General features: G+C 40.6%; 19 protein-coding genes and 1 pseudogene. 8 read left to right on the forward strand and 12 right to left on the reverse strand.

The window, feature by feature from the left end:
* Positions 1-338 precede the first annotated feature (338 nt).
* Positions 339-1,037 carry a DevA family ABC transporter ATP-binding protein gene (locus tag HEQ36_RS11220; RefSeq protein WP_053538003.1) on the forward strand — a complete coding sequence of 233 codons (699 nt, stop codon included), beginning with the start codon at positions 339-341 and terminating at the stop codon, positions 1,035-1,037.
* Between the two features lie 293 nt (positions 1,038-1,330).
* Here HEQ36_RS11220 and HEQ36_RS11225 read toward each other — a convergent pair whose 3' ends face one another.
* Entirely contained in the window at positions 1,331-2,308 is a 978-nt protein-coding gene (locus tag HEQ36_RS11225; protein WP_205748559.1) for an SDR family NAD(P)-dependent oxidoreductase, read from the reverse strand.
* Positions 2,309-3,354: 1,046 nt separating this feature from the next.
* On the opposite strand from HEQ36_RS11225, the gene HEQ36_RS11230 reads away from it, so the two are divergent.
* The gene (locus HEQ36_RS11230) at positions 3,355-5,340 is read left to right on the forward strand and encodes an AarF/ABC1/UbiB kinase family protein (RefSeq protein WP_168636389.1); all 1,986 of its coding nucleotides are present in this window, start codon (positions 3,355-3,357) and stop codon (positions 5,338-5,340) included.
* A 167-nt stretch (positions 5,341-5,507) separates the two neighbouring features.
* Here the strand turns inward: HEQ36_RS11230 and HEQ36_RS11235 are convergent, their stop codons facing one another.
* The 4 genes from HEQ36_RS11235 to HEQ36_RS11250 all read right to left on the reverse strand — a co-directional run bounded on the left by HEQ36_RS11235 (position 5,508) and on the right by HEQ36_RS11250 (position 8,624).
* Positions 5,508-5,795 carry a hypothetical protein gene (locus HEQ36_RS11235; protein ID WP_027402670.1) on the reverse strand — a complete coding sequence of 96 codons (288 nt, stop codon included), beginning with the start codon at positions 5,793-5,795 and terminating at the stop codon, positions 5,508-5,510.
* Between the two features lie 39 nt (positions 5,796-5,834).
* Positions 5,835-6,248: a chorismate mutase gene (gene aroH / locus HEQ36_RS11240; protein ID WP_027402669.1), complete on the reverse strand. Its 414-nt coding sequence runs from the start codon at positions 6,246-6,248 to the stop codon at positions 5,835-5,837.
* 339 nt (positions 6,249-6,587) lie between these two features.
* A complete protein-coding gene (gene sppA / locus HEQ36_RS11245) occupies positions 6,588-7,409 on the reverse strand; it encodes a signal peptide peptidase SppA (protein WP_168636388.1) in 822 nt (273 codons plus the stop codon).
* Positions 7,410-8,327: 918 nt separating this feature from the next.
* Entirely contained in the window at positions 8,328-8,624 is a 297-nt protein-coding gene (locus HEQ36_RS11250; protein ID WP_072033679.1) for a hypothetical protein, read from the reverse strand.
* Positions 8,625-8,957: 333 nt separating this feature from the next.
* Between HEQ36_RS11250 and HEQ36_RS11255 the strand changes: the two genes are divergently transcribed.
* The 4 genes from HEQ36_RS11255 to plsY all read left to right on the forward strand — a co-directional run bounded on the left by HEQ36_RS11255 (position 8,958) and on the right by plsY (position 12,293).
* Positions 8,958-9,743 (forward strand): MlaE family lipid ABC transporter permease subunit, encoded by a 786-nt coding sequence (locus HEQ36_RS11255; protein ID WP_096669499.1) that lies wholly within the window; start codon positions 8,958-8,960, stop codon positions 9,741-9,743.
* 88 nt (positions 9,744-9,831) lie between these two features.
* Entirely contained in the window at positions 9,832-10,221 is a 390-nt protein-coding gene (locus HEQ36_RS11260; protein WP_039205140.1) for a DUF3119 family protein, read from the forward strand.
* Positions 10,222-10,293: 72 nt separating this feature from the next.
* Positions 10,294-11,505: a DUF3086 domain-containing protein gene (locus tag HEQ36_RS11265; protein WP_168636387.1), complete on the forward strand. Its 1,212-nt coding sequence runs from the start codon at positions 10,294-10,296 to the stop codon at positions 11,503-11,505.
* Between the two features lie 107 nt (positions 11,506-11,612).
* Positions 11,613-12,293: a glycerol-3-phosphate 1-O-acyltransferase PlsY gene (plsY, locus tag HEQ36_RS11270; protein WP_053538011.1), complete on the forward strand. Its 681-nt coding sequence runs from the start codon at positions 11,613-11,615 to the stop codon at positions 12,291-12,293.
* 150 nt (positions 12,294-12,443) lie between these two features.
* Here plsY and HEQ36_RS11275 read toward each other — a convergent pair whose 3' ends face one another.
* Positions 12,444-13,076: a class I SAM-dependent methyltransferase gene (locus tag HEQ36_RS11275; protein ID WP_168636386.1), complete on the reverse strand. Its 633-nt coding sequence runs from the start codon at positions 13,074-13,076 to the stop codon at positions 12,444-12,446.
* A 93-nt stretch (positions 13,077-13,169) separates the two neighbouring features.
* Between HEQ36_RS11275 and hemH the strand changes: the two genes are divergently transcribed.
* Positions 13,170-14,336: a ferrochelatase gene (hemH, locus tag HEQ36_RS11280; RefSeq protein ID WP_168636385.1), complete on the forward strand. Its 1,167-nt coding sequence runs from the start codon at positions 13,170-13,172 to the stop codon at positions 14,334-14,336.
* A gap of 227 nt (positions 14,337-14,563) precedes the next feature.
* On the opposite strand, the gene HEQ36_RS11285 is transcribed toward hemH, so the two are convergent.
* The 3 genes and pseudogenes from HEQ36_RS11285 to HEQ36_RS11295 form a co-directional block, all read right to left on the reverse strand.
* Positions 14,564-14,848: a transposase gene (locus tag HEQ36_RS11285; protein ID WP_233455509.1), complete on the reverse strand. Its 285-nt coding sequence runs from the start codon at positions 14,846-14,848 to the stop codon at positions 14,564-14,566.
* A 112-nt stretch (positions 14,849-14,960) separates the two neighbouring features.
* Positions 14,961-16,505, reverse strand: a pseudogene (locus HEQ36_RS11290) (group II intron reverse transcriptase/maturase).
* A gap of 531 nt (positions 16,506-17,036) precedes the next feature.
* Positions 17,037-17,861 carry a transposase gene (locus HEQ36_RS11295; RefSeq protein ID WP_233455508.1) on the reverse strand — a complete coding sequence of 275 codons (825 nt, stop codon included), beginning with the start codon at positions 17,859-17,861 and terminating at the stop codon, positions 17,037-17,039.
* A 59-nt stretch (positions 17,862-17,920) separates the two neighbouring features.
* Here HEQ36_RS11295 and HEQ36_RS11300 point away from each other — a divergent pair, with 59 nt between their 5' ends.
* The gene (locus HEQ36_RS11300; protein WP_027401740.1) at positions 17,921-18,103 is read left to right on the forward strand and encodes a hypothetical protein; all 183 of its coding nucleotides are present in this window, start codon (positions 17,921-17,923) and stop codon (positions 18,101-18,103) included.
* 71 nt (positions 18,104-18,174) lie between these two features.
* On the opposite strand, the gene purB is transcribed toward HEQ36_RS11300, so the two are convergent.
* From purB to HEQ36_RS11315, 3 genes are all read right to left on the reverse strand, one after another.
* The gene (gene purB / locus HEQ36_RS11305; RefSeq protein WP_027402662.1) at positions 18,175-19,470 is read right to left on the reverse strand and encodes an adenylosuccinate lyase; all 1,296 of its coding nucleotides are present in this window, start codon (positions 19,468-19,470) and stop codon (positions 18,175-18,177) included.
* Positions 19,471-19,537: 67 nt separating this feature from the next.
* Positions 19,538-20,194, reverse strand: coding sequence for a hypothetical protein (locus HEQ36_RS11310; protein WP_027402661.1), 657 nt, complete (start codon positions 20,192-20,194; stop codon positions 19,538-19,540).
* A gap of 230 nt (positions 20,195-20,424) precedes the next feature.
* Complete coding sequence (locus HEQ36_RS11315) at positions 20,425-20,619, reverse strand: NAD(P)H dehydrogenase subunit NdhS (RefSeq protein WP_027402660.1); 195 nt, start codon at positions 20,617-20,619, stop codon at positions 20,425-20,427.
* Positions 20,620-20,715 lie beyond the last annotated feature (96 nt).

The following is a 20,715-nucleotide window of genomic DNA, read 5'->3' on the forward strand; positions in this document are numbered from 1 at the left end:
AGGTTGTTTGAAAAGTGGTATCCCGTAATTTTCATCACATTGTTACCCCCCTAAATCCCCCCGATGCTTTGGGGGGAAACCAGAAAATTAGTTCCCTCCCCTTTACAAGGGGAGGGTTAGGGTGGGGTAATTTGGGGAATAATGGTGATTCGATAACTTGTGTGTACACCATAGCCGATGCTTTGGGGGGAAACCGGAAAAATTAGTTCCCTCCCCTTTACAAGGGGAGGGTTAGGGTGGGGTAAAATATTTGATCCAGCAATCATGACTTTTCAAACACCCTCTTAAGCAACTTTACTTTTCGTTACATATTTCGGTTTTTTACCGTTCACCCACTTATGCAATATTCACATTCTGCTAATATTTTACAAATCACAAATCTTAATCATTACTTTGGTAATAGTAAATTACGAACTCAAACTTTATTTGATATTAATTTGACGATCAAATCTGGAGAAATTGTCATCATGACTGGACCTTCTGGTTCAGGAAAAACTACTCTATTAACATTAATCGGTGGTTTGCGTTCTGTCCAAGAGGGAAGTTTAAAATTTAGTGGACAAGAATTATTAAATGCTAGTAATGAAGAATTAGTTCAAATACGTAGGCAAATTGGTTATATTTTTCAAGCTCATAATTTACTAGATTTCTTAACTGCTATGCAAAATGTACAAATGTCTTTAGAATTGCAATCTAATATTTCTCAATGGGAATCTTATATTCAGTCTGAAGCAATACTTAATGCTGTGAAATTGGGAGATAGAATTAATTATTATCCCTCTGATCTTTCTGGGGGACAGAAGCAACGAGTGGCGATCGCTCGCGCTTTAGTGAGTCATCCTAAGTTAGTATTGGCCGATGAACCTACGGCTGCTTTAGATAGTAAATCAGGACGAGATGTGGTTAATTTAATGCAGCAATTAGCAAAAGAACAAGATTGCTCAATTTTAATTGTTACCCATGATAACCGCATTTTAGATATTGCTGATAGAATTATCAACATGGAGGACGGTTATTTAATCCAACATGAAGTTTAGGGTTATCTCCTAGATTTGTACTTAACCAAATTTACTAAGAGAACTCCACAAAAAAAATGATCCAATTTTGTGGGATGGGCATCCTTGCCCGTCCTTGATGATTAGCGGGCAATTCGTCCCGCACCACAAGAAATTTTGGGATATTTTTTTGATTGGAAGTCTCTAATAAACCTGTGCTGCATGAGTTGTCATTGCGAGTGAAAGGAAGCAATCTCTTGACAACCGATAAACCACCTAACGCAAAAATCTCTCAAACCCTTATTCCTCTGTGTCCTCTGCGCCTCCGTGGTTCGTTAATCAGGATAATTTATTTCTTGGAAGTCCCTAAAGAATAAAATCACTAACCAAGGTATTGTTAAATCAGGAATTAACCCAGCATAATTTCTTAAAAAAGGTATTTGCCTTGGTAAAATAAACCTCAAAGAACGTAAAGACGCAGGACGATTACCATTTTCATCTACAAATCCATATCTCTTGGCAACTTCAGCGACAATTTGGATTTTACCTGTATATTTGATAATATTAGCATCAGCAGCTAAACTAGCGATCGCCCTCCCAGTGAATAACGGTGTTTCCCAATTATAACTATCACCAAATGATAGAGATTTACCATCTTCTGAACTCTGTTCTTTAGCAAAACTAGTAATCTGTTCTGTACCGACAATCCCCGGATAAATAGCCAAAGAAGTCACATTATACTCCTTCAATTCTTTTGCCATATCTGCGGCTAATCTATCACAAGCACTTTTTCCCACACCATAGGGAACACTAAAAATATAAGACATTCCGCCCCAAGAAGAAATAGTAAAAATAATTCCCTCTTTCCGCTTTGTCATCATCCTCGCAGCATAAATACTAGCCACATAATGACTTCGTAAACCGACATGATTCGCAGCATCCCAAAAACTCGGTTCTAACTCCCAAAAAGTTTTACCAAAGCCTTCTCTAATAGCTTGTACTCCTGCATAAACATTATTAACTAAAATATCTAATTGACCATTTTGTTCTCTCTCAATCCGGGCAAAAAGTTGGCGAATTTGCTCATCATCACTATGATCAACCTGCACGGGAATACAAACCCCACCAGCTTCTATAACGGCGGTTTCAGTTTCTTGTAAACTCCCACCAAGACCATCATTATTAGGTTCAAGAGTGCGTCCTGTAATATAGACTGTAGCACCAGCTTCACCTAATCCAATTGCAATTCCTTTACCAATTCCTCTGGTAGCACCTGTGACTAATGCTATTTTTCCTTGCAGATGTTTAATCATTTTTTATGAGGAAATTTATATTTTTAGTATAGAATCATTATATTAATATTTTCAATTTTGTCAATTATCATGAATCCGCTAATCAACGACATCAAACAAATTAAGTAGGTTGGCGTTGAAAATTGTCGTTGTGGGAAGGGAATAGGCAAGAGGCAAGAGGGAATAGGCAAGAGGAAATAGGCGATTTTACCTGTTGGTTAAGAAAACCCGATAATTGGAACAATAACATTATTGATGCCGATTTATTTTGTCCTTTCGGATATCAACAATAACCAGTTAAAAATCCCTAACCCTCCCCTTTACAAGGGGAGGGTTAGGGAGGGGTAAAACATTAGTAAACTAAACAAGTTCAAAAATTTTCTAGTTATTGAGTCGTCTTGAGACGACTTTTGCTATGAGACTGGGAATTCATTCCCAGGCTATGGATTTTACGTTAAGTTGACACCAATGAGCATTGTTAAGTAATTGGACAAAAATATTTACAGTCATTGCGAGGGAAGGGAAGCAATCACAACCCTTGGAATTGCTTCATTTCACTTCGTTCCATATGGCTAATGCCACGCTGCGCTAACGCAATGACATTGTGTAATTAATTCTGTCTCACTACTTAAACCCCTACAAATCTAGGGTTTTCGTGATTTTATAAAAGTCCATGTCCCAACCGTTTTGAGTATAACGTAAAACCCATAACCCAACTGGGAATGAATTCCCAGTCTCATAGCAGAAGTCATCTGAAGATGACTAAAAATCTCCATAAGTCTATAGTTTACTTTAGTAAACTTTGACTATTAGCCCGGAAATATGGCTAACGCCACCCTACGCTATCATTTCGGGGTGGGTGTGGAAGCCAAACAAATAAGTCGTCTGTAATTCTTGCACAAGCGTCATCAGACGTACCTATTTGCGCTATACCTTACTTAAATATACTAAAACTCGGCTGTTAACAAGAAAACTAGCAGCAAGAATTTCTAATTTGCGAATATATCCCGAAAAGACAAGATATTGTTACAATATTTAACAACGTTGATTTAACTGGTGGCTTCTTCATGATGGTTAAGACACTTCCCCCTAGTTCTCGAACAAGTCAGGAGGACAGTCGCGGAGGCGAATTGTCCGTGATTGAGGTAGTAGCAGAACAAAGTACACAGACGGTAGTAATCAAATCGGCGCAGGCTTCTCAACAGCCAAGGCACAAAGTGAGGACAGGATCTGAACCGGAGTCGGTGCTGTATGATCCTGTGGAAATAGCAGCACAGTATAGTGGGCGATTCCTACAAGTTATCCGGCGGATTCTAACGGTTTTAAAACCAATTCTTGCCTTTGTCTTCGGGTTATGGTGGGATAAGCAATGGAGAATTTTGGTTAAAAATGAACGTCGTCGCGCTGTTCAACTTAGAGAATTATTAACAAAGCTAGGACCAGCTTACATTAAAATTGGTCAAGCTTTATCCACTAGACCAGATCTAGTCCCACCAATTTACCTAGAAGAATTAACTAGACTCCAAGATCAATTACCAGCTTTTCCTAATGAAATAGCTTACCAATTTATTCAGGAAGAATTGGGAGCAACACCGTCAGAAATTTACGCAGAATTTTCGTTACAACCGATTGCGGCGGCTTCCTTGGGACAAGTATATAAAGGCAGATTGAAAACTGGGGAAGAAGTAGCGATTAAAGTCCAACGTCCAGATTTACGGGAACGAATTACGATAGATTTGTATATTTTGCGGAAACTGGCTGCTTGGGTACAGCGGAATCTCAAACGGGTACGTAGTGATTTAGTCGGAATTTTGGATGAGTTAGGCGATCGCATTTTTGAAGAAATGGACTATATTCATGAAGGCGAAAATGCAGAACGCTTTTTTGAATTATATGGTCACATGAAGGATATTTATGTACCAAAAATTTACTGGGAATACACCAACCGTCGCGTTTTAACGATGGAGTGGATTAACGGCATCAAATTAACTCAACCCGAAAAAATCGCCGCTTTAGGAATCAATGCCCGGTATTTAATTGAAGTTGGAGTCCAATGTTCTTTGCGTCAATTATTAGAACATGGATTTTTCCACGCTGACCCCCACCCAGGTAACTTATTAGCGACAATGGATGGTAAATTAGCTTATCTCGATTTTGGCATGATGAGCGAAGTGAAACCAGCCCAACGTTATGGTTTAATTGAAGCAATTGTCCACGTCGTTAATCGGGAATTTGATAGTTTAGCAAAAGACTATGTAAAGCTAGAATTCCTCACTCCCGAAACAGACCTAACTCCCATTATTCCTGCTTTTGCCAAAGTATTTGCTAACGCCCAAGGTGCAAGTGTCGCGGATTTGAATATTAAAAGTATCACCGATGATTTATCGGCTTTAATGTATGAATATCCTTTCCGTGTTCCCCCATATTACGCCTTAATTATTCGTTCGCTTGTGACTTTGGAAGGAATTGCAATCTATATAGATCCCAATTTCAAAGTTCTCAGTGAAGCCTATCCTTATGTTGCTAAAAGGCTGTTAACAGATCCCGCAAATGAGTTAAGAACATCATTACAAGAATTACTGTTTAAAGATGGGAAATTCCGCTGGAATCGCTTAGAAAACCTGCTAAAAAATGCCCGCAGCAACCAAGAATATGATCTGAACTTAGTCGTTAATCAAGGAGTAGAATTTCTCTCTTCTGACCGAGGTGCATTTATTCGTGATAGATTAGTTGATGAATTTTTCAACAGTATAGATGCTGTCAGTAAAAATGCCTTACACAACTTCACTTATGTACTTCGAGAAAAGGTAGGAATTACCGCAGTTCATCAAATTCCTTCAGCCTCAGTTGAACAACAACAAACCTTAGAATATATTAAACGCATTGCGGGAATTTTACGAGACACTAAAGGCTTTGATGCCACAAAATTTGCTCCTCAATTAGCCCAAATTATTGTTAATCCAGGAGTCCAACTTTTAAGTCAACAAATTGCCACTCGCGTCACCCAGAAAGCCGTAACTCGCGTCATTCGGGACTTATTAGCATCTGAATAATGTCCAAACTGTCTAAACTGTGATTTTTTTGATTTAGATGATTGAGATGATTAATTAATCAGAAAAATCAAATTAATCACACAAATCATAGTTCAGACGTTTTTTTGATTGAGATGATTAATTAATCAGAAAAATCAAATTAATCACACAAATCATAGTTTAGACAATCAAATATTCGTTCCTAAACTTTGAGCGTAAATCACCTCAATATTGCTACCAAAATCCAATTTATCCAAGGATTCTGTGAAAAACACAAAACCCTTATACGCAGTTACATACTTATATATTTTCGTAAAATAACCTTCACTGGTGACAATGACAAGCGGCTCTTCACCTTTGGCAAGAATATCCAAAAAAGCATCTAACTTTACACATACACCAGTACCCTGATGAGTGAAAATACTCCCACCAATAGTAGCAGGTTGAGCAGCCGCATCACCACTGTAATAGCTCATTTAGCGCTAACTTTTACTTATGTTATTGACCAGCTAATTTTAAACTTTCGTCTCCACTACCTGCTGTGAAGTTTGTAACGTTTGGGGTAAACTCCAATCGGGACGCAATTTAGCAGCGTGACGTAAATAAACGTGGTGAATTGGCGTAGAAGTTGGTAAATTAGCGTGAATGAGAAAGCGAATACAGCGCGGTAAACTTCCTTCAACGTGCATTTGTTGGACATCTAACATAGCTACACTATCCCACAAAGGACGACTGCGGGCGATCGCTGCTGGAAAAATAGCATCCAAATCCTTTGTCACTGAAAAAGTCACACTAATCATATCGTCCGGTTGGAGTTTATTTCTTTGCTCCAATTCATCTAATAATTCTGTCACTGAATCTCGAATTGCTTCAACACTATTTTCCGCAACAGTTGTTGCACCCCGAATTGCTCGCATTTGCCATTTCACTACCAAAATCCTCCTTTTGTATTTGTCAGTTGTCAGTTGTCAGTTGTCAGTTGTCAGTTGTCAGTTGTCAGTTGTCAGTTGTCAGTTGTCAGTTGTCAGTTGTCAGTTGTCAGTTGTCAGTTGTCAGTTGTCAGTTGTAATAATTCTTCCCTGTTCCCTGTTCCCTGTTCCCTGTTCCCTGTTCCCTGTTCCCTGTTCCCTGTTCCCTGTTCCCTGTTCCCTGTTCCCTGTTCCCTGTTCCCTGTTCCCTGTTCCCTGTTCCCTGTTCCCTGTTCCCTGTTCCCTGTTCCCTGTTCCCTGTTCCCTGTTCCCTGTTCCCTGTTCCCTGTTCCCTACTTTCTATGGACGATATAACCACATGGGTAAACCACTGGTAGACATTTCAAATTCTAGCCAATCAATCCCCCCACCAATAACCGATTTAGCTTGACGACTTCCCGGCAGAACACGACTCAAAAATGGTTTCCGTTCTTCTAGCGTATAGCAAAGAGTTTTTTCAGGATCAAGTCCTACTAACTCCGCTGTCCATCGTCTTGCATCCTCTTCTGTTCCTAAGCGGTCTACAACACCTAATTCTAAGGCTTGCTGTCCGGTAAAAATTCGGCCGTCAGCGAAACTTTTGACCCTCTCCACAGTTAATGAACGAGCCTCAGCCACCGTTTCCACAAATTGTTGATAGCTGCAATCAATCAAGTCTTGCAGAATAGTTTGTTCCGGTTCTGTTAATTCCCGATCAAAAGCTAATATATCTTTGTACGGTCCTGACTTAATGACCTTAAAGGAAACACCAATTTTTCCCAATAGCACCTCTAAATTATTCCCCCGCAGAATTACCCCAATACTGCCCGTAATCGTGCCTGGATTCGCCATGATATGTTCTGCACCCATACCAATATAAACGCCTCCAGAAGCGGAAATATTCCCAAAACTAGCAACAATCTTGATTTTTTTGGCTAATCTCTTTAGTGCGCTGTAGATTTCTTGAGAATCACCCACTGTACCCCCAGGACTATCAATGCGTAGCAGTAAAGCCGGAAACTTACTTTCCTCTATAGTCTTCAATGCTTCTAGGACGTGCTTACGGGTTGCACCAGCGATCGCACCGCTAACTTCAATCCGCGCAATTTGTTTCCGAAAGTTGGGCTTAAATGGCCAAATCATAAGAATGCCTGGTAAGTGGGAAACTCAGTGGCTTTAGCCCTGAGAGGGAAGCGACACGAGTGGTTTTAACCACCGTGAAATTTTTTCATTACCGCCTTGGAGTTGGGAAATTCGGGGTACTTTTGTGATGTACTTTCAACGGGACAATTACCGATTCAAAATTCCCAACTCTGTACGCATAATGTTTTGCACGCGATGTGCCTCCCATTTCTGGGGTAATGTTAGCTTCGACCAGTTATAAGAGCTTTTTAGACTTGCAACACTGTTTCAGTGACCTTAAAACTGTTTAATTGCAAATGACAGAGCAAGGAACTAGCTTCGCATTCCGGGGTGTCGTGACTCAAATAACGGCTACCCTTCGACAACGCTAAGGGTGGTCTGGTCAGTACAGCTTGTTTGATTACTCTTGCAAGCTCAGTCCCTTTAGGGCTGGGTTACTGACGGGCAATCAAATAACTTTTTAATCTTTTGAATATCTTTAATATAGAACGCCTAGCGTGAAGCTAACGGGTTTCACCTCTAATCCAATGGGGAAAAAGCCCAAAGACAAGGGGAGGAATTTTATTTCTAACCCCTGACTCGGTAACTCTTGCTATATCACCCGAATCATTATTAAAAAGCTTAAGGAAATTTTTATATTTTATATGTAGTTTTATTTGGTATTTTTAAGGAACAAGAGCCAAGTATTAAAAAATATTAGCCTTCACCACAAGTATACCCATCTCAACCCTATTGTGTTGTGTCACTGCACTACACGAGAATTTGGGAAAATAACGACCTTAAAAAATAGAAATCTCCAGCACAGAGCCAATAGCTTCCAGTAAATATAGAAATACTCAGCTATGGATCGCAATTATTAAGATTACTCATTGTGGGATTCTTTGAATCATCAACATGGCTTAAATGCTTTGACAACATTCAAGAATCGGTATGAAGAATTTGATAACGGTAATGAACATAGATATCAAATAGCGCCCCAACAAAGCCGCAAGTTAAACTAATCGTAAATAGACCGTTGAGGGAACTACCACTGCCGAAAGTAGCGAGAAAATGCATAATTTGCATAGAGACATCCGAAATTATCCCTTGTAGACCAGGCACATAGCCAAAAAGTGATAAAACCAAGAACAAACCACCAACAAGGAAGACAGGGACAAGAAAACTAAAAATGGTGGTAAGCACTAAAGATCGGAAAAAGTTACTAAATATAGTCATAATCAGACCGAGGTAGTGGGTAACTTGAGAGATAACCGAAAAATTATCTGCCAACTTCTACAATACTGGCGATCGCCCCCAAACATTCATTTCGTCAAGAATCTTAAGTTTTCATTAAATTGCACTGGTAATAGTTACCCCAAGTGCATTGAGTATTTTTGAGATTCAAAACCTGTAAAACCTTGAAAAAATCAGGATTTACATCTCAGTGTGCAGTTTACCAGAAGTAAAAACACTGTAAAAACTCGCTCAATTTTATGAGACTAGCCGTAAACTAAGTTAATAATTTGCATATTGTCTAGTGTTAATTCTATCCCCCACCACCAGTGACCAATGGCCAAATCCAGTTTAGGAACATGGAGTCAGCGCTTGCTGGCTGCGACCTTTTTAGGTGGACAAGTCATATTTCACCTCCTTCAAGGTAAAATTCACCGTCGTAACACCCTAGAACAATTGGCAATAGTCGGACCTGACTCTTTCTTCATTGCCCTATTAACAGCCATATTCGTGGGTGCAGTATTCACAATTCAGGTAGCACGGGAATTCATCAACTTCGGGGCAGGAAACCTCGTTGGGGGCGTATTAGCAGTAGCATTAACCAGAGAACTTAGCCCCGTATTGACAGCAGTAGTTTTAGCAGGACGGGTAGGTTCAGCTTTCGCAGCAGAAATCGGCACAATGAAAGTTACAGAACAAATAGATGCTCTGTTAATGTTAAAAACAGATCCCATTGATTATCTAGTTATTCCCCGACTTCTGGCTTGCTTCATCATGTTACCTGTCTTAACTTTGCTATCCTTAATCACAGGAATGTCTGGAGGATTGCTTATAGCCACCCGCATTTACAACCTTTCCGATACAGTATTTCTAGACTCAGCCCGGGACTTTCTCGATATTTGGGATATTGGTAACGCCATGATTAAAGCCTGTTGCTTTGGTGTATTAATCGCCATTATCGGCTGTAGCTGGGGCTTGACTACCACAGGCGGTGCTAAAGGTGTAGGACAATCAACCACAACTGCTGTTGTCACAGCCCTATTAGTTATATTTATTAGCAACTTCTTTTTATCTTGGGTAATGTTCCAAGGTCCCGGTAGTGGATTATCGCCAGGAAAGTGATTTTAGAGGCAAGAGGCAAGAGGCAAGAGGCAAAAGGCAAAATAGAGTAATTAAAAATTACGAATTATAGAAACAGGAGAAAAAGATTTTGCATAGTTCATTCACACCTAACATCATATCAACAGTAGAACTCAAGCCAAGTTATAATATTCCTGTTGTCTTAGTCTTGGTCGCCATTCCCGTCCTATTAGTACAACCTTGGGTGGGAGGAATATTAACGCTATTGGGTTTGTTTTTGATGTTGCAAGCTGTAACACTGCGCTTTCTATTTACCCCTACTGATTTTGATCTTTATAGAGGCGAAAAGTTAATTAAGCGTTTTCCTTACCAAGAATGGCAAAATTGGCGAATATTCTGGAATCCGGTTCCCATTTTGTTCTATTTTAAAGAAGTGAACAGTATTCACTTTTTGCCAATTTTATTTGACCCCAAAACCTTAAAATCTTGTCTAGAAGAACGTTGTCCACGCATTGATTAGATTTTGTTTCTAGTCAATTGGATATTTCAAGAAAGATATTTTTTGTATCATGGAAAATTTATATAGTCGTTTATGAACCCAGAAGAATCTCCAACTCCAGAACCCATAAATGAGTGGTTAGAACAAATAGAAGTGCAACCCCCTACAGATGAACTACCAGAAAAACCGTCCACCGATTTACAATTAGAAACTAAAGCATCTGGTGAATTGGCAACGTCAGAAACAACAGAACTAGAAGCAGAAGATTCACTATATATACAAGCAAAACAAAGATTAGCCCAATTACAGCAAAAGTCATCAGACCTTAGCGCAGAAATTGCTCAATTGGAAACTACTTATGCCACCCTTCGGACGCAAATTAGTGTAACTCAAACCGCACTCTCCCAGGTTGTCCAAGAGTCATTATCACAGTTAGAACAACGCAAACAAGCCTTACAAATTTCTGTCGAACAACTCGAACGTCGTCAAGAACGAATTCGTAATGAAATGCGGACAACCTTTGCAGGGACATCTCAAGATATAGCAATTCGGGTACAAGGTTTTAAAGACTATCTCACAGGTAGTTTACAGGATTTGGCATCAGCAGCAGAACAAATGCAACTGGTAAAACCTGCACAAGAACGGGAAAAGCCAGCGCCGAAAGAAGCTAAACCTGTGAAAGAACAAATGGCTAACGCCACGCTATCGCTATCAGAAATGCCACAACTTGGTCAACAGCAGTTTCAGGACACTACTAAAAAAATCCGGCGCTTACTTGACCAATACCGCAACCAACCAGATTATTATGGACCTCCCTGGCAATTACGCCGCACCTTTGAACCAATTCATGCAGAAAAAATCTCAAATTGGTTATTTACCCTTGGTGGACGGGGTGCTTTGCGGACAATGGGTAGCCGGTTACAGAATATTTTAATTGCTTCATCGGCAATTTCGATATTACATCAATTATATGGCGATGCCTCCGGCGAGCGAAGCTATCGCGTGCGAACCCTAATTTTAGCAAACACTCCAGAACGTTTAGGTGAATGGCGACGCGGTTTACAAGATTGTTTAGGTATCGGTCGTCCCGATTTTGGACCCGACAGAGGAGTGGTATTATTTGAAGCACCGACAGCTTTAGCCCAAAAAGCCGAGAGATTAGTTAAAGCCAATCAAATGCCTTTAATTATCATTGATGATTCTGAGGAACAAATTAGTTTAACATTACTACAATTCCCTCTCTGGTTAGCTTTTGCCCCTGACCCAAAAACCATGAAAGATCGGGATTTTAACGATGATTTTTAATTAGTCATTGGTGATTGGTGATTGGTGATTGGTCATTGGTGATTGGTCATTGGTAAAACAACTGACAACTAACAACTGACAACTGACAACTGACAACTGACAAATTTATGTTTCTTTGGTTAAGTTTGTGTGGAGTGGTGGTTTTATTAGCTTACCTATTGGGTTCTTTCCCCACTGGATATCTAGCAGGTAAGCTATTAAAAGGAATTGATATTCGGGAAGTTGGTTCTGGTTCAACAGGTGCAACTAATGTTTTGAGAACTTTGGGTAAAGTCCCAGGGGCATTTGTGTTATTAATTGATGCTTTAAAAGGAGTATTAGCCATAAATTTAGGTTATGCCTTATTTAACATTGCTTATAGTCAAAACTTAATTCCACCAACTGTAAATCCCGGAATTTGGCAACCTTATTTAGTCACATTAGCTGGTTTAGCCGCCCTTTTAGGACATAGTAAATCAGTCTTTCTCGGCTTTACTGGTGGTAAATCTGTAGCTAGTGGTGTGGGAATTTTACTAGCTATAAATTGGCAAATTGGATTATCAACATTAGGAGTATTTGCAGTAGTCATTGCCATTTCTAGAATTGTATCTTTAAGTTCCATTTGTGGAGCGATCGCAGTTTCTATTTTAATGGTAATTTTCCACCAACCTTTAGCCTACATTCTTCTTGGTTTGACTGGCGGTTTATATGTAATTATCCGTCACCGCAGTAATATTGAGCGATTAATTGCGGGTACAGAACCAAAAATTGGTCAAAAGGTAGAAACACAAACAGAACAAATTACTTAGAACTTTTTGTTGGTTCGTTATTCGGGGCAACCACAGGGGGTTTGCCCCTACCTAATGGTATCAACTTAAGCTCAAATCCCTACCACACCTCGTTCCTAGTCTCTGACTGGGCGCAGGGACTGACTGGGCGCAGGCCCTGCGCCCCTACTCCTATTCAACAATTTTTCTGGACTGAATTACCTGCAAACTTCCACCGGCATATAAACTAGGTTTACCCACATCAAAACCATAATCTCCTAACAAACCAGGTAAATCTGTTTTCAACAATTCCCAAGCCGTCTGGGTTTCAAACAACCAGAAAAATATCGCCAACCCCGGCCAAAATATCGGATTTGTTGGGGGGTGAAAATCCACCAAAGTGAAAACTCCTCCCGGTTTTAATACCCGATAAACCTCTTGAATGATTTTTCGGAGTTGTTCTGGCTGCATTTCGTGTAAAGCTGCGCTAGTATGTACCACATCAAATAAATTATCTGCAAAAGGCATATTCTCAGCAAATGCTTTTATATAAGTGGCATTTGGCACATTTTTCTGGCATCGTTTTATAGACAATGGAGAAGCATCCAAACCGGTGACGTTTTCCGAAAAATTTACTAAAAATCTGGTTACTTGACCACTACCACAACATAAATCTAAAATCTGAGTATCTGATTGTAGGTTTAAATTTTGTAAAGCCAGTTGACGAAACCGGGGTTCACCACCCACAGTCACAGCCGCTAACCGAGAGATGCCATCATATAGCCATTGGTATCTATAACTTAAATCTCTAAAAATTGTTGCCATTGTATTTTTCCTGCCGATAAAGCTTTATATTTAATAAAGATATATTGTTAACATTAGTGAAAAATCTGTAAGGATTGGGGGAAAGTAACTGCTATGGGTCGTATAGGGGTATTATTACTTAATCTTGGTGGTCCTGATAAACCAGAAGATGTCAGACCTTTTTTGTATAATCTGTTTTCAGATCCCGAAATTATCCGTTTACCGTTTCGCTGGATGCAAAAACCTCTGGCTTGGTTTATTGCTACACGCCGAGAAAAAACATCTCAAGAAAATTATAAGCAAATTGGCGGCGGTTCTCCCTTACGACGGATTACAGAAGAACAAGGAGAAGCTATCAAGGCGAAGTTAGGTGAATTAGGACAAGAAGCTAATATCTATGTGGGAATGCGTTATTGGCATCCTTATACAGAGGAAGCGATCGCCCAACTTACCCAAGATCACATTGATAAGTTAGTAATTCTCCCACTTTATCCCCAATTTTCCATCAGCACCAGCGGTTCTAGTTTCCGGTTATTAGAACAACTATGGAAAGAAAACCCCAAACTCCAAAGTCTTGAATATACAGTCATTGCCTCTTGGTACAAAGAACCAGGTTATCTACAAGCAATGGCAGAACTCATACTTGGCGAACTTGATAAATTTTCACATCCTGATGACGTGCATATCTTTTTTAGCGCACATGGTGTGCCTAAAAGTTATGTAGAGGAAGCAGGAGATCCCTACCAAGTAGAAATTGAGGAATGCACAACCTTAATTATGCAAACTCTCAATCGTCCCAATCCCCACACCCTCGCCTATCAAAGTCGTGTTGGTCCGGTAGAATGGCTACAACCCTACACAGAAGATGCACTAAACGAACTCGGTGTTAAAGGTGTGAAAGATTTGGTAGTTGTCCCCATTAGTTTTGTTTCTGAACACATCGAAACACTGCAAGAAATTGATATTGAATATAGAGAAATAGCTGAACAAGCAGGAATACACAACTTCGGACGAGTTCCTGCCCCCAACACCAATCCAGTTTTTATCAGAGCTTTATGCGACCTGATAATTGATGTCCTGCAACAACCTAATCTCAAACTCTCTCAAGTTACCCAAATGAAAAAAAGGGTGAAAATGTATCCCCAAGAACGGTGGGAATGGGGAATCACTACCAGCGCAGAAGTTTGGAATGGTCGGATAGCCATGCTAGGTTTTATTGGGTTAATTATTGAATTAATCACTGGTAAAGGCTTACTGCACGTTATCGGACTTTTACATTAGTTGTGGTGATTGGTAATGAATGGGTCATGGGTCATGGGTAATAATTATTTCCGTTCTATAAAACTTACCCAAAATTACCAAAATCTAGACACATCTGGACAGCGATAATTTTGGTGTTTACTTTCTGCTTCATCGTGGTCTTAGAATGACTTCTAAGAGGTTTTTCCACTCGACAGACAATCTCGGTAGAACTTACCGTTTCTGACCGTAGTTCCTAAAAGGAACCGCTACGCTACAGGGATAAAAATATCCGCAAACCATCGGTCAATGTTCCGCGCTGCATTTAAGTCCCTATCGGCTTTATAGCCACAATCAGGACAAACATAAACGCGGTTTTTTAATGGCATTTTATGACGATGATTCCCACAATTAGAGCATATTTGAGAACTAGGGAAGAACCTATCCACAAGGATTAATTCACTCCCGAACTTCTCGGTTTTATACTCTAACTGTCGTTTGAACTCATACATCCCACAATCGGCGATAGCACCCGCTAATTTGTGGTTCTTCAAAAATGCCTTAACGTGCAAATCCTCTAGGTAGAGTCGAGGAGGGATATTATTCCCTGCCCCTCTCTGTTAAATCTGGGCGTGCAACTTTCACTGCACCCAGCTTCCGATGTTCTTAGCTTTCGCTTTTGCTCATGTGAATATAATCGTGGCAGCTTTCATGAATTGCTAGAAGGTTTTTAGGTTTACCATTCTTATGGTTTCCATCTATATGATGTAAATGTACCTTCTCATCACTGAGCATTTTTAAACCACAATGACCACATTTATGGCTTTGCCGTTTGAGGGCTTTAGAGGTATGGTTGTCATAGAGCTTGCTGTTACGCTCGCTCCAATAACTCAAATCTCCGTCATAGGGTGATTTCTCACCTTTAACGTTGATGTATTTGTTTTCGGAGTAAGGAACTGATGGAAACGCTTTATCTAGTAATTCCTTGCTAGTGTAGCGATTCTGTTTGGTTTCCTTGTTGAATACCCTGTAAGCTCTGTGTTGAATGTGGAATAACGAGTTGCGTGACCCTTTCATCTTACAAAAGCGGTGGTAGTTCCTCCAACCTCTAACTACAGGGGCTAATTTCTCAGCCTTAGTGATAGCACCATAATTCGAGTTGTTGACGATGTGTTTTACTTTCTTGCGAAAAGCTTTGAAGTTATCCACTGATGGAACGCATTTAAACTTCCCGTTTTTCTGGACTTTAAAGTGCCAGCCGAGGAAATCAAACCCACCTGTCGCGGCGGTTAGCTTGGTCTTTTTCTCACTGACTTTCATTCCCCGCTCTGCTAGGAACTGACTGATTTTGTCAAGTATAACGGTAGCATCGTCTTGAGGTCTAAGTATTATCACCATGTCATCCGCATATCGGACTGATGGTTCTATTACGTTGTTTCCGGCATCTTTATATCTGTGGATACTTTCGATGCCGTTTAAGGCGATGTTAGCTAATAGTGGACTTACTACCCCGCCTTGAGGTGTTCCCTGTTCTGGGAATTGAGGATTAACTCCGGCTTTGAGACAGCGGAATATTCCCTGTCTTATGCTATAAGGAGCGATGAGTCTATCCATGATGGCGGTGTGGTTTATCCTGTCGAAGCATTTTTCGATATCGAGTTCTATAACTCGTTTATCTATTCCTTTTCGTGTAGAGCATAGGTTGTTGTACAGGTATTTCTGTGCGTCATGCGCTGAACGACCCGTCCTAAACCCGTAGCTCCTGGCGTGAAAGGTTGCTTCGTGTGCTGGTTCTAATGCGTATTTGACAAGGCATTGGTAAGCTCTGTCTGCAATAGTGGGGATTTTCAGCATCCTCATAGTACCGTCCTTTTTGGGGATTGGTATTTCTCTTAATTCCTGGTGTTTCCAGTTGCTAACAGATGCTTTTAGCAGTTCATTAAGCTCGAAGCGTTCCTTAAAGGTAAGGGACTTTTTGCCATCAATTCCTGCGGTCTTTTTCCCAGCGTTTAGCTGTGATACTTGACGAATAGCCAGTAATCTTGCTGCGGTTGATTTCAGAATCAGCTTCTGTAGTGACTGCGCTTTCCGCTTGTCTCCAACTTGAACCGCTTTATACACTCGTTTTTGTAGGCGGAATAAGTTACGGCGGAATTGCTTCTAGGGTAACGTCTTCCAAGATTCACTAGAGTTTTCTCTGTGTCCAATCATGCTCTGCTCCAATTTGTGTATTCTGAACACCTCAGACCAATTACGGTCTGTCCTACCCGAATTGAAGGGATTCCGCTGCTCGTCCAGCCTACTTATGGGGTTCGACCGCCCCTAGACCTTCAATCCGTTTTTATTCGTTCCCTCGGTTGATTAATAGTTCCGTCAGGTGTAGCCATTTCAACCACTGGATTCCCTGGACTCTGACCGCTATTTAAAAAAGATGCGGCGGGATTTCGCTCCAGTGAAGTCAGGTTTTTGAGTTGTGTCCTGCTTGCGTGTAGGTTGCTTTTCTAGGCTCTGTTTCACCGTGGGAACTCCCCATTAACGCCAAGTGTCACCCCACAACGGATGTCTGATTGCGTCTTCCAGCTTCACCCTCTAGAAACCGAGTCTAGTCAGTGTGGGCAGGTAGGGAGTCATACCTGAGTCTGGTAGATGGGACTTGCACCCATATCAGACCGAGAGTTCAACCTTTCTCCTTAATTGGGTTAGGTTGGTTAGTTTATGTACGGACTGATTACCGTGATTCAACTAACAACGAATCGCACTCTTTATCACGCTGTGGTTTTTAGCTAGATAGTAGGTTAATTTATGTATGGAATCCTTGCGAATATTAGAAACTTTGGCGTGTAATTTAGCCAATTTTCTTACAGCTTTCTTGCGATTATTAGACCCCTTTACCTTTCGGCTAACGCTACGCTGTAAGCGTTTCATGCGTTTACTCATGCGGCGGTAGGCTTTAGGATTCTCGAATACTTCACCATTACTGCAAACGGCTAACTCTTTGATTCCAATGTCAACGCCGATGGTCGGTCTATCTGCAAGTATGGGAGGTTTTTCAATCTCGTACTTGACAGAAATAAACCATTTATCAGCTTGTCGGGAAATCACACAGTTATGAGTTGCGGTAATAGGTAAAGGTATGGCTAATCGCACCCAACCGATTGACGGTAATTTAATTTTTTTACCATCATTTTTAATTGCTGGTTTTGCCTTAGTTCCTGACTCCAAATAGAAAGAATCACGCTGTCCTTTTTTCTTGAATCGGGGTTGTTTCGATGTCTTTCTGAAGCATCGGTCCCATGCTTGGCGTAAGTCAGTTAACGCCTTTTGTGGGACATTTTTGTTAACTTCGTAATACCAAGCGTGTTCAGATTTGACCTCAGCTATTAAGCTGTTACGCAGGTCAATCGCTGATGGAAGTTTAAGTTTTTCGCCTTCTTTGCGAGTAGCTAAAATATCTATAACTTGAGCATTTGCCCAGTTATAGGCGTGTCTAGCTACTCCAGAAGCCTTGCGAAAAGCTGTAATCTGTCGGTTATTTGGAATTAGTGCAGTTTTGAATGATAAAAGCATTGATTCGACCTTTCAATGTTATATTATAGTAAGTATACCAACGATTAAGGTTAATGTCAATGAGATTTGAGAAAAATAATAAACTTGGTGCTAAAAAAATCCTCAAAGCTGAGTTAGACGCTCAACCAATTTGTTTTAAAGGTCGGAAAGGGCAAAGGGAGAAAATTAAAACCGTCCCTGACTGGCCGCAACGGTTAAGGGATTTTGTTGATCAACTTATTGAAGACTTAGACAAACAGTAAGATAAGGATAGTTATGGGTAGAAATTATCTAGCTGTTTCTACCCCCAATCACCAATTCCCCAATTCCAGTTCTAAATACCCAATCGTTGATAAACCTGTTCTAAATGCTTGAGATGATGTTGTGGATCAAAACAGGCTTCTATCTCTGCGGGGGATAAGTTTTGAGTGACGCGAGGATCTGTGCTGATTAAATCACGGAAGTTGCCTTCTGGTTTGTTCCAGGCAGTATGGGCGCTTTCTTGGACTATAGTATAGGCTGCTTCTCGATTTAGTCCTTTATCTATTAAGGTTAATAATACCCTTTGACTAAAGACGACTCCACCATAACAGTTAAGATTTCGTGCCATATTTTCGGGATAAACCAACAGGTTATTTACCAGTTGGGTGATTTCATGCATCATAAAATGAGTCAAAATGCAAGCATCTGGTAAAACTACCCGTTCTACAGAACTGTGGGAAATATCCCGTTCGTGCCACAAAGCGACGTTTTCTAATACTGCTCCTGCATGACTTCTCACCAATCGTGCCATCCCTGTTAATCGTTCCGAACGGATGGGATTACGCTTGTGAGGCATAGCACTAGAGCCTTTTTGCCCTTTGGCGAAAAATTCTTCAACTTCTAAAACGTCTGTTTTTTGCAGGTTACGAATTTCTACAGCAAAACGTTCTATGGATGCAGCCAGTAATGCTAACTGTTGCACAAAGTCTGCATGAATATCACGGGAAATTACCTGAGTAGAGGCAATATCGGGTTTAAGTCCGAGTTTTGCACAAGCGATCGCTTCTACACGGGGTTCAATGTTGGCGTAAGTCCCCACTGCACCTGATATTTTACCGACAGCGATCGTTTTTTTGAGAATTTGCAACCGCTCTTGGTGTCGCAACACTTCCGCTAACCAACCAGCTAACTTAAAACCAAAGGTAATAGGTTCAGCGTGAATACCATGCGATCGCCCAATCATTACCGTATTGCGATGTGCAGTAGCTTTTTTACGAATAGCATCAATGACATCTTCTAGGCGTTTTAACAACAGATCCAGACTAGCAACTAATTGTAGCGATAAAGCAGTATCCAAAACATCAGAACTAGTTAAACCCAAGTGAATATAGCGTCCTGCATCACCTACATATTCATTAACATTTGTCAAGAAAGCAATCACATCATGACGAACTTCTGCCTCAATTTCTAGCACCCGTTTGGGGTCAAAATTCGCCTTAGCCTTAATTTCCTCTACTGCTGCTGCTGGAATATAACCCAGTTCTGCCTGTGCTTCGCAAACCGCGATCTCTACATCTAGCCAGGTTTTCAGCTTATAGGTTTCACTCCACAAATCGCCCATTTCGGGCAAGGTATAACGCTCAATCACATTCACAGCATCTAATACAACTGTCATATTTTACATTAGACATCTCCAAAATAGTAATACTCTATGGTTAAGGGTGAATTTGGCTCAAGATAAACCGCAACCGATCATAATCATCTTTGAGTAACATACTCAGATGTCTTCCAGCTTTAATCAACCATTCTCGATCAGTTTTTCGTAACTGGTATACTCCTCGAATAGCGGCGGCAGCTAAAGAATCTACAGGCGCACCACTAATAAAAATTAATGTTCGTAAAAAATCTAGTTCTTCCGTAAACTGAATAATTTCTTCTGCCTGACAATGATTAACAGCCTGGTGGATTTGTGGTGGACGGGGTGGTAAGTATTGATATACCCTGCCGTTATTACCTATATTTATAGACTTTTCCTTAAATCCCACAATCGCCGCTCGAAATTCAGTTTTGAGCATAGAAAATATCTGGGGTTGTTCCTCGCGCAAAGCTTCTAAAGATAATCCCAAAGCAACTGCCCGATGTACAGAATCAATAGGCATAGTTGTGGCATGATAAACTACAGCATAAACTTGATTACCAGATTCTTCGTCCACAGCGCAAACCCAACTCCCAAAAGGTGGCATTGGTGGAAAACTCAAGTCTTCTGGTTCTAAACACTGAGCCAAAAATTCCGTACTTGTCGTTTCAATTATCTCTGCAAAGTGATGAGAATGGCGATTTTCAATAGCAAACTGTGGTAAAGGTAGACGCATAAGCAGTTAAGGAACAGGGAACAGGGAACAGGGAACAGGGAACAGGGAACAGGGAACAGGGAACAGGGAACAGGGAACAGGGAGCAGGGAACAGGGAACAGCAAAATCATTTGTGTAATTAATTCTGTCGCATTACTTATAGGAATTGCAGAATTTTTTTAAAATTGCCATTAGTCAATAGTCTTAGTAAATAACTAATAACCACTGACTAATGACTAAAGACTAAATTACTATTTCCCTTTTTTCGGAACTGTAGTTTCAACAGGTTCTAATTCTGTTAAGCGGAAAGTAATTATTTTATCCCAATTACCACCTTCAAATAATACAGCTACTTTACCATCACTCACTCGTTGGACAAGTCCTTCAGACCGATAATATGTATCTGCGGGATTTTTGACGCGAACAGTTGCTCCAGGCAGGATCATCTTATTTACCTTCAATAGTTTCCTATTAATAGCTTAATGCTTATTAGGGAACGGGGAACGGGGAACGGGGAACGGGGGGCAGGGGGCAGGGGGAGT

This window comes from Anabaena sp. 54 (assembly GCF_017355725.1).
Classification (GTDB): domain Bacteria; phylum Cyanobacteriota; class Cyanobacteriia; order Cyanobacteriales; family Nostocaceae; genus Dolichospermum; species Dolichospermum heterosporum.

Coding starts and splice junctions, on each gene's coding strand:
- HEQ36_RS11220 (WP_053538003.1), top strand. CDS start 339: ATGCAATATTCACATTCTGCTAATATTTTACAAATCACAAATCTTAAT.
- HEQ36_RS11225 (WP_205748559.1), bottom strand. CDS start 2,308: ATGATTAAACATCTGCAAGGAAAAATAGCATTAGTCACAGGTGCTACC.
- HEQ36_RS11230 (WP_168636389.1), top strand. CDS start 3,355: ATGATGGTTAAGACACTTCCCCCTAGTTCTCGAACAAGTCAGGAGGAC.
- HEQ36_RS11235 (WP_027402670.1), bottom strand. CDS start 5,795: ATGAGCTATTACAGTGGTGATGCGGCTGCTCAACCTGCTACTATTGGT.
- sppA (WP_168636388.1), bottom strand. CDS start 7,409: ATGATTTGGCCATTTAAGCCCAACTTTCGGAAACAAATTGCGCGGATT.
- HEQ36_RS11250 (WP_072033679.1), bottom strand. CDS start 8,624: ATGACTATATTTAGTAACTTTTTCCGATCTTTAGTGCTTACCACCATT.
- HEQ36_RS11255 (WP_096669499.1), top strand. CDS start 8,958: ATGGCCAAATCCAGTTTAGGAACATGGAGTCAGCGCTTGCTGGCTGCG.
- HEQ36_RS11265 (WP_168636387.1), top strand. CDS start 10,294: ATGAACCCAGAAGAATCTCCAACTCCAGAACCCATAAATGAGTGGTTA.
- plsY (WP_053538011.1), top strand. CDS start 11,613: ATGTTTCTTTGGTTAAGTTTGTGTGGAGTGGTGGTTTTATTAGCTTAC.
- HEQ36_RS11275 (WP_168636386.1), bottom strand. CDS start 13,076: ATGGCAACAATTTTTAGAGATTTAAGTTATAGATACCAATGGCTATAT.
- hemH (WP_168636385.1), top strand. CDS start 13,170: ATGGGTCGTATAGGGGTATTATTACTTAATCTTGGTGGTCCTGATAAA.
- HEQ36_RS11295 (WP_233455508.1), bottom strand. CDS start 17,861: ATGCTTTTATCATTCAAAACTGCACTAATTCCAAATAACCGACAGATT.
- HEQ36_RS11300 (WP_027401740.1), top strand. CDS start 17,921: ATGAGATTTGAGAAAAATAATAAACTTGGTGCTAAAAAAATCCTCAAA.
- HEQ36_RS11310 (WP_027402661.1), bottom strand. CDS start 20,194: ATGCGTCTACCTTTACCACAGTTTGCTATTGAAAATCGCCATTCTCAT.
- HEQ36_RS11315 (WP_027402660.1), bottom strand. CDS start 20,619: ATGATCCTGCCTGGAGCAACTGTTCGCGTCAAAAATCCCGCAGATACA.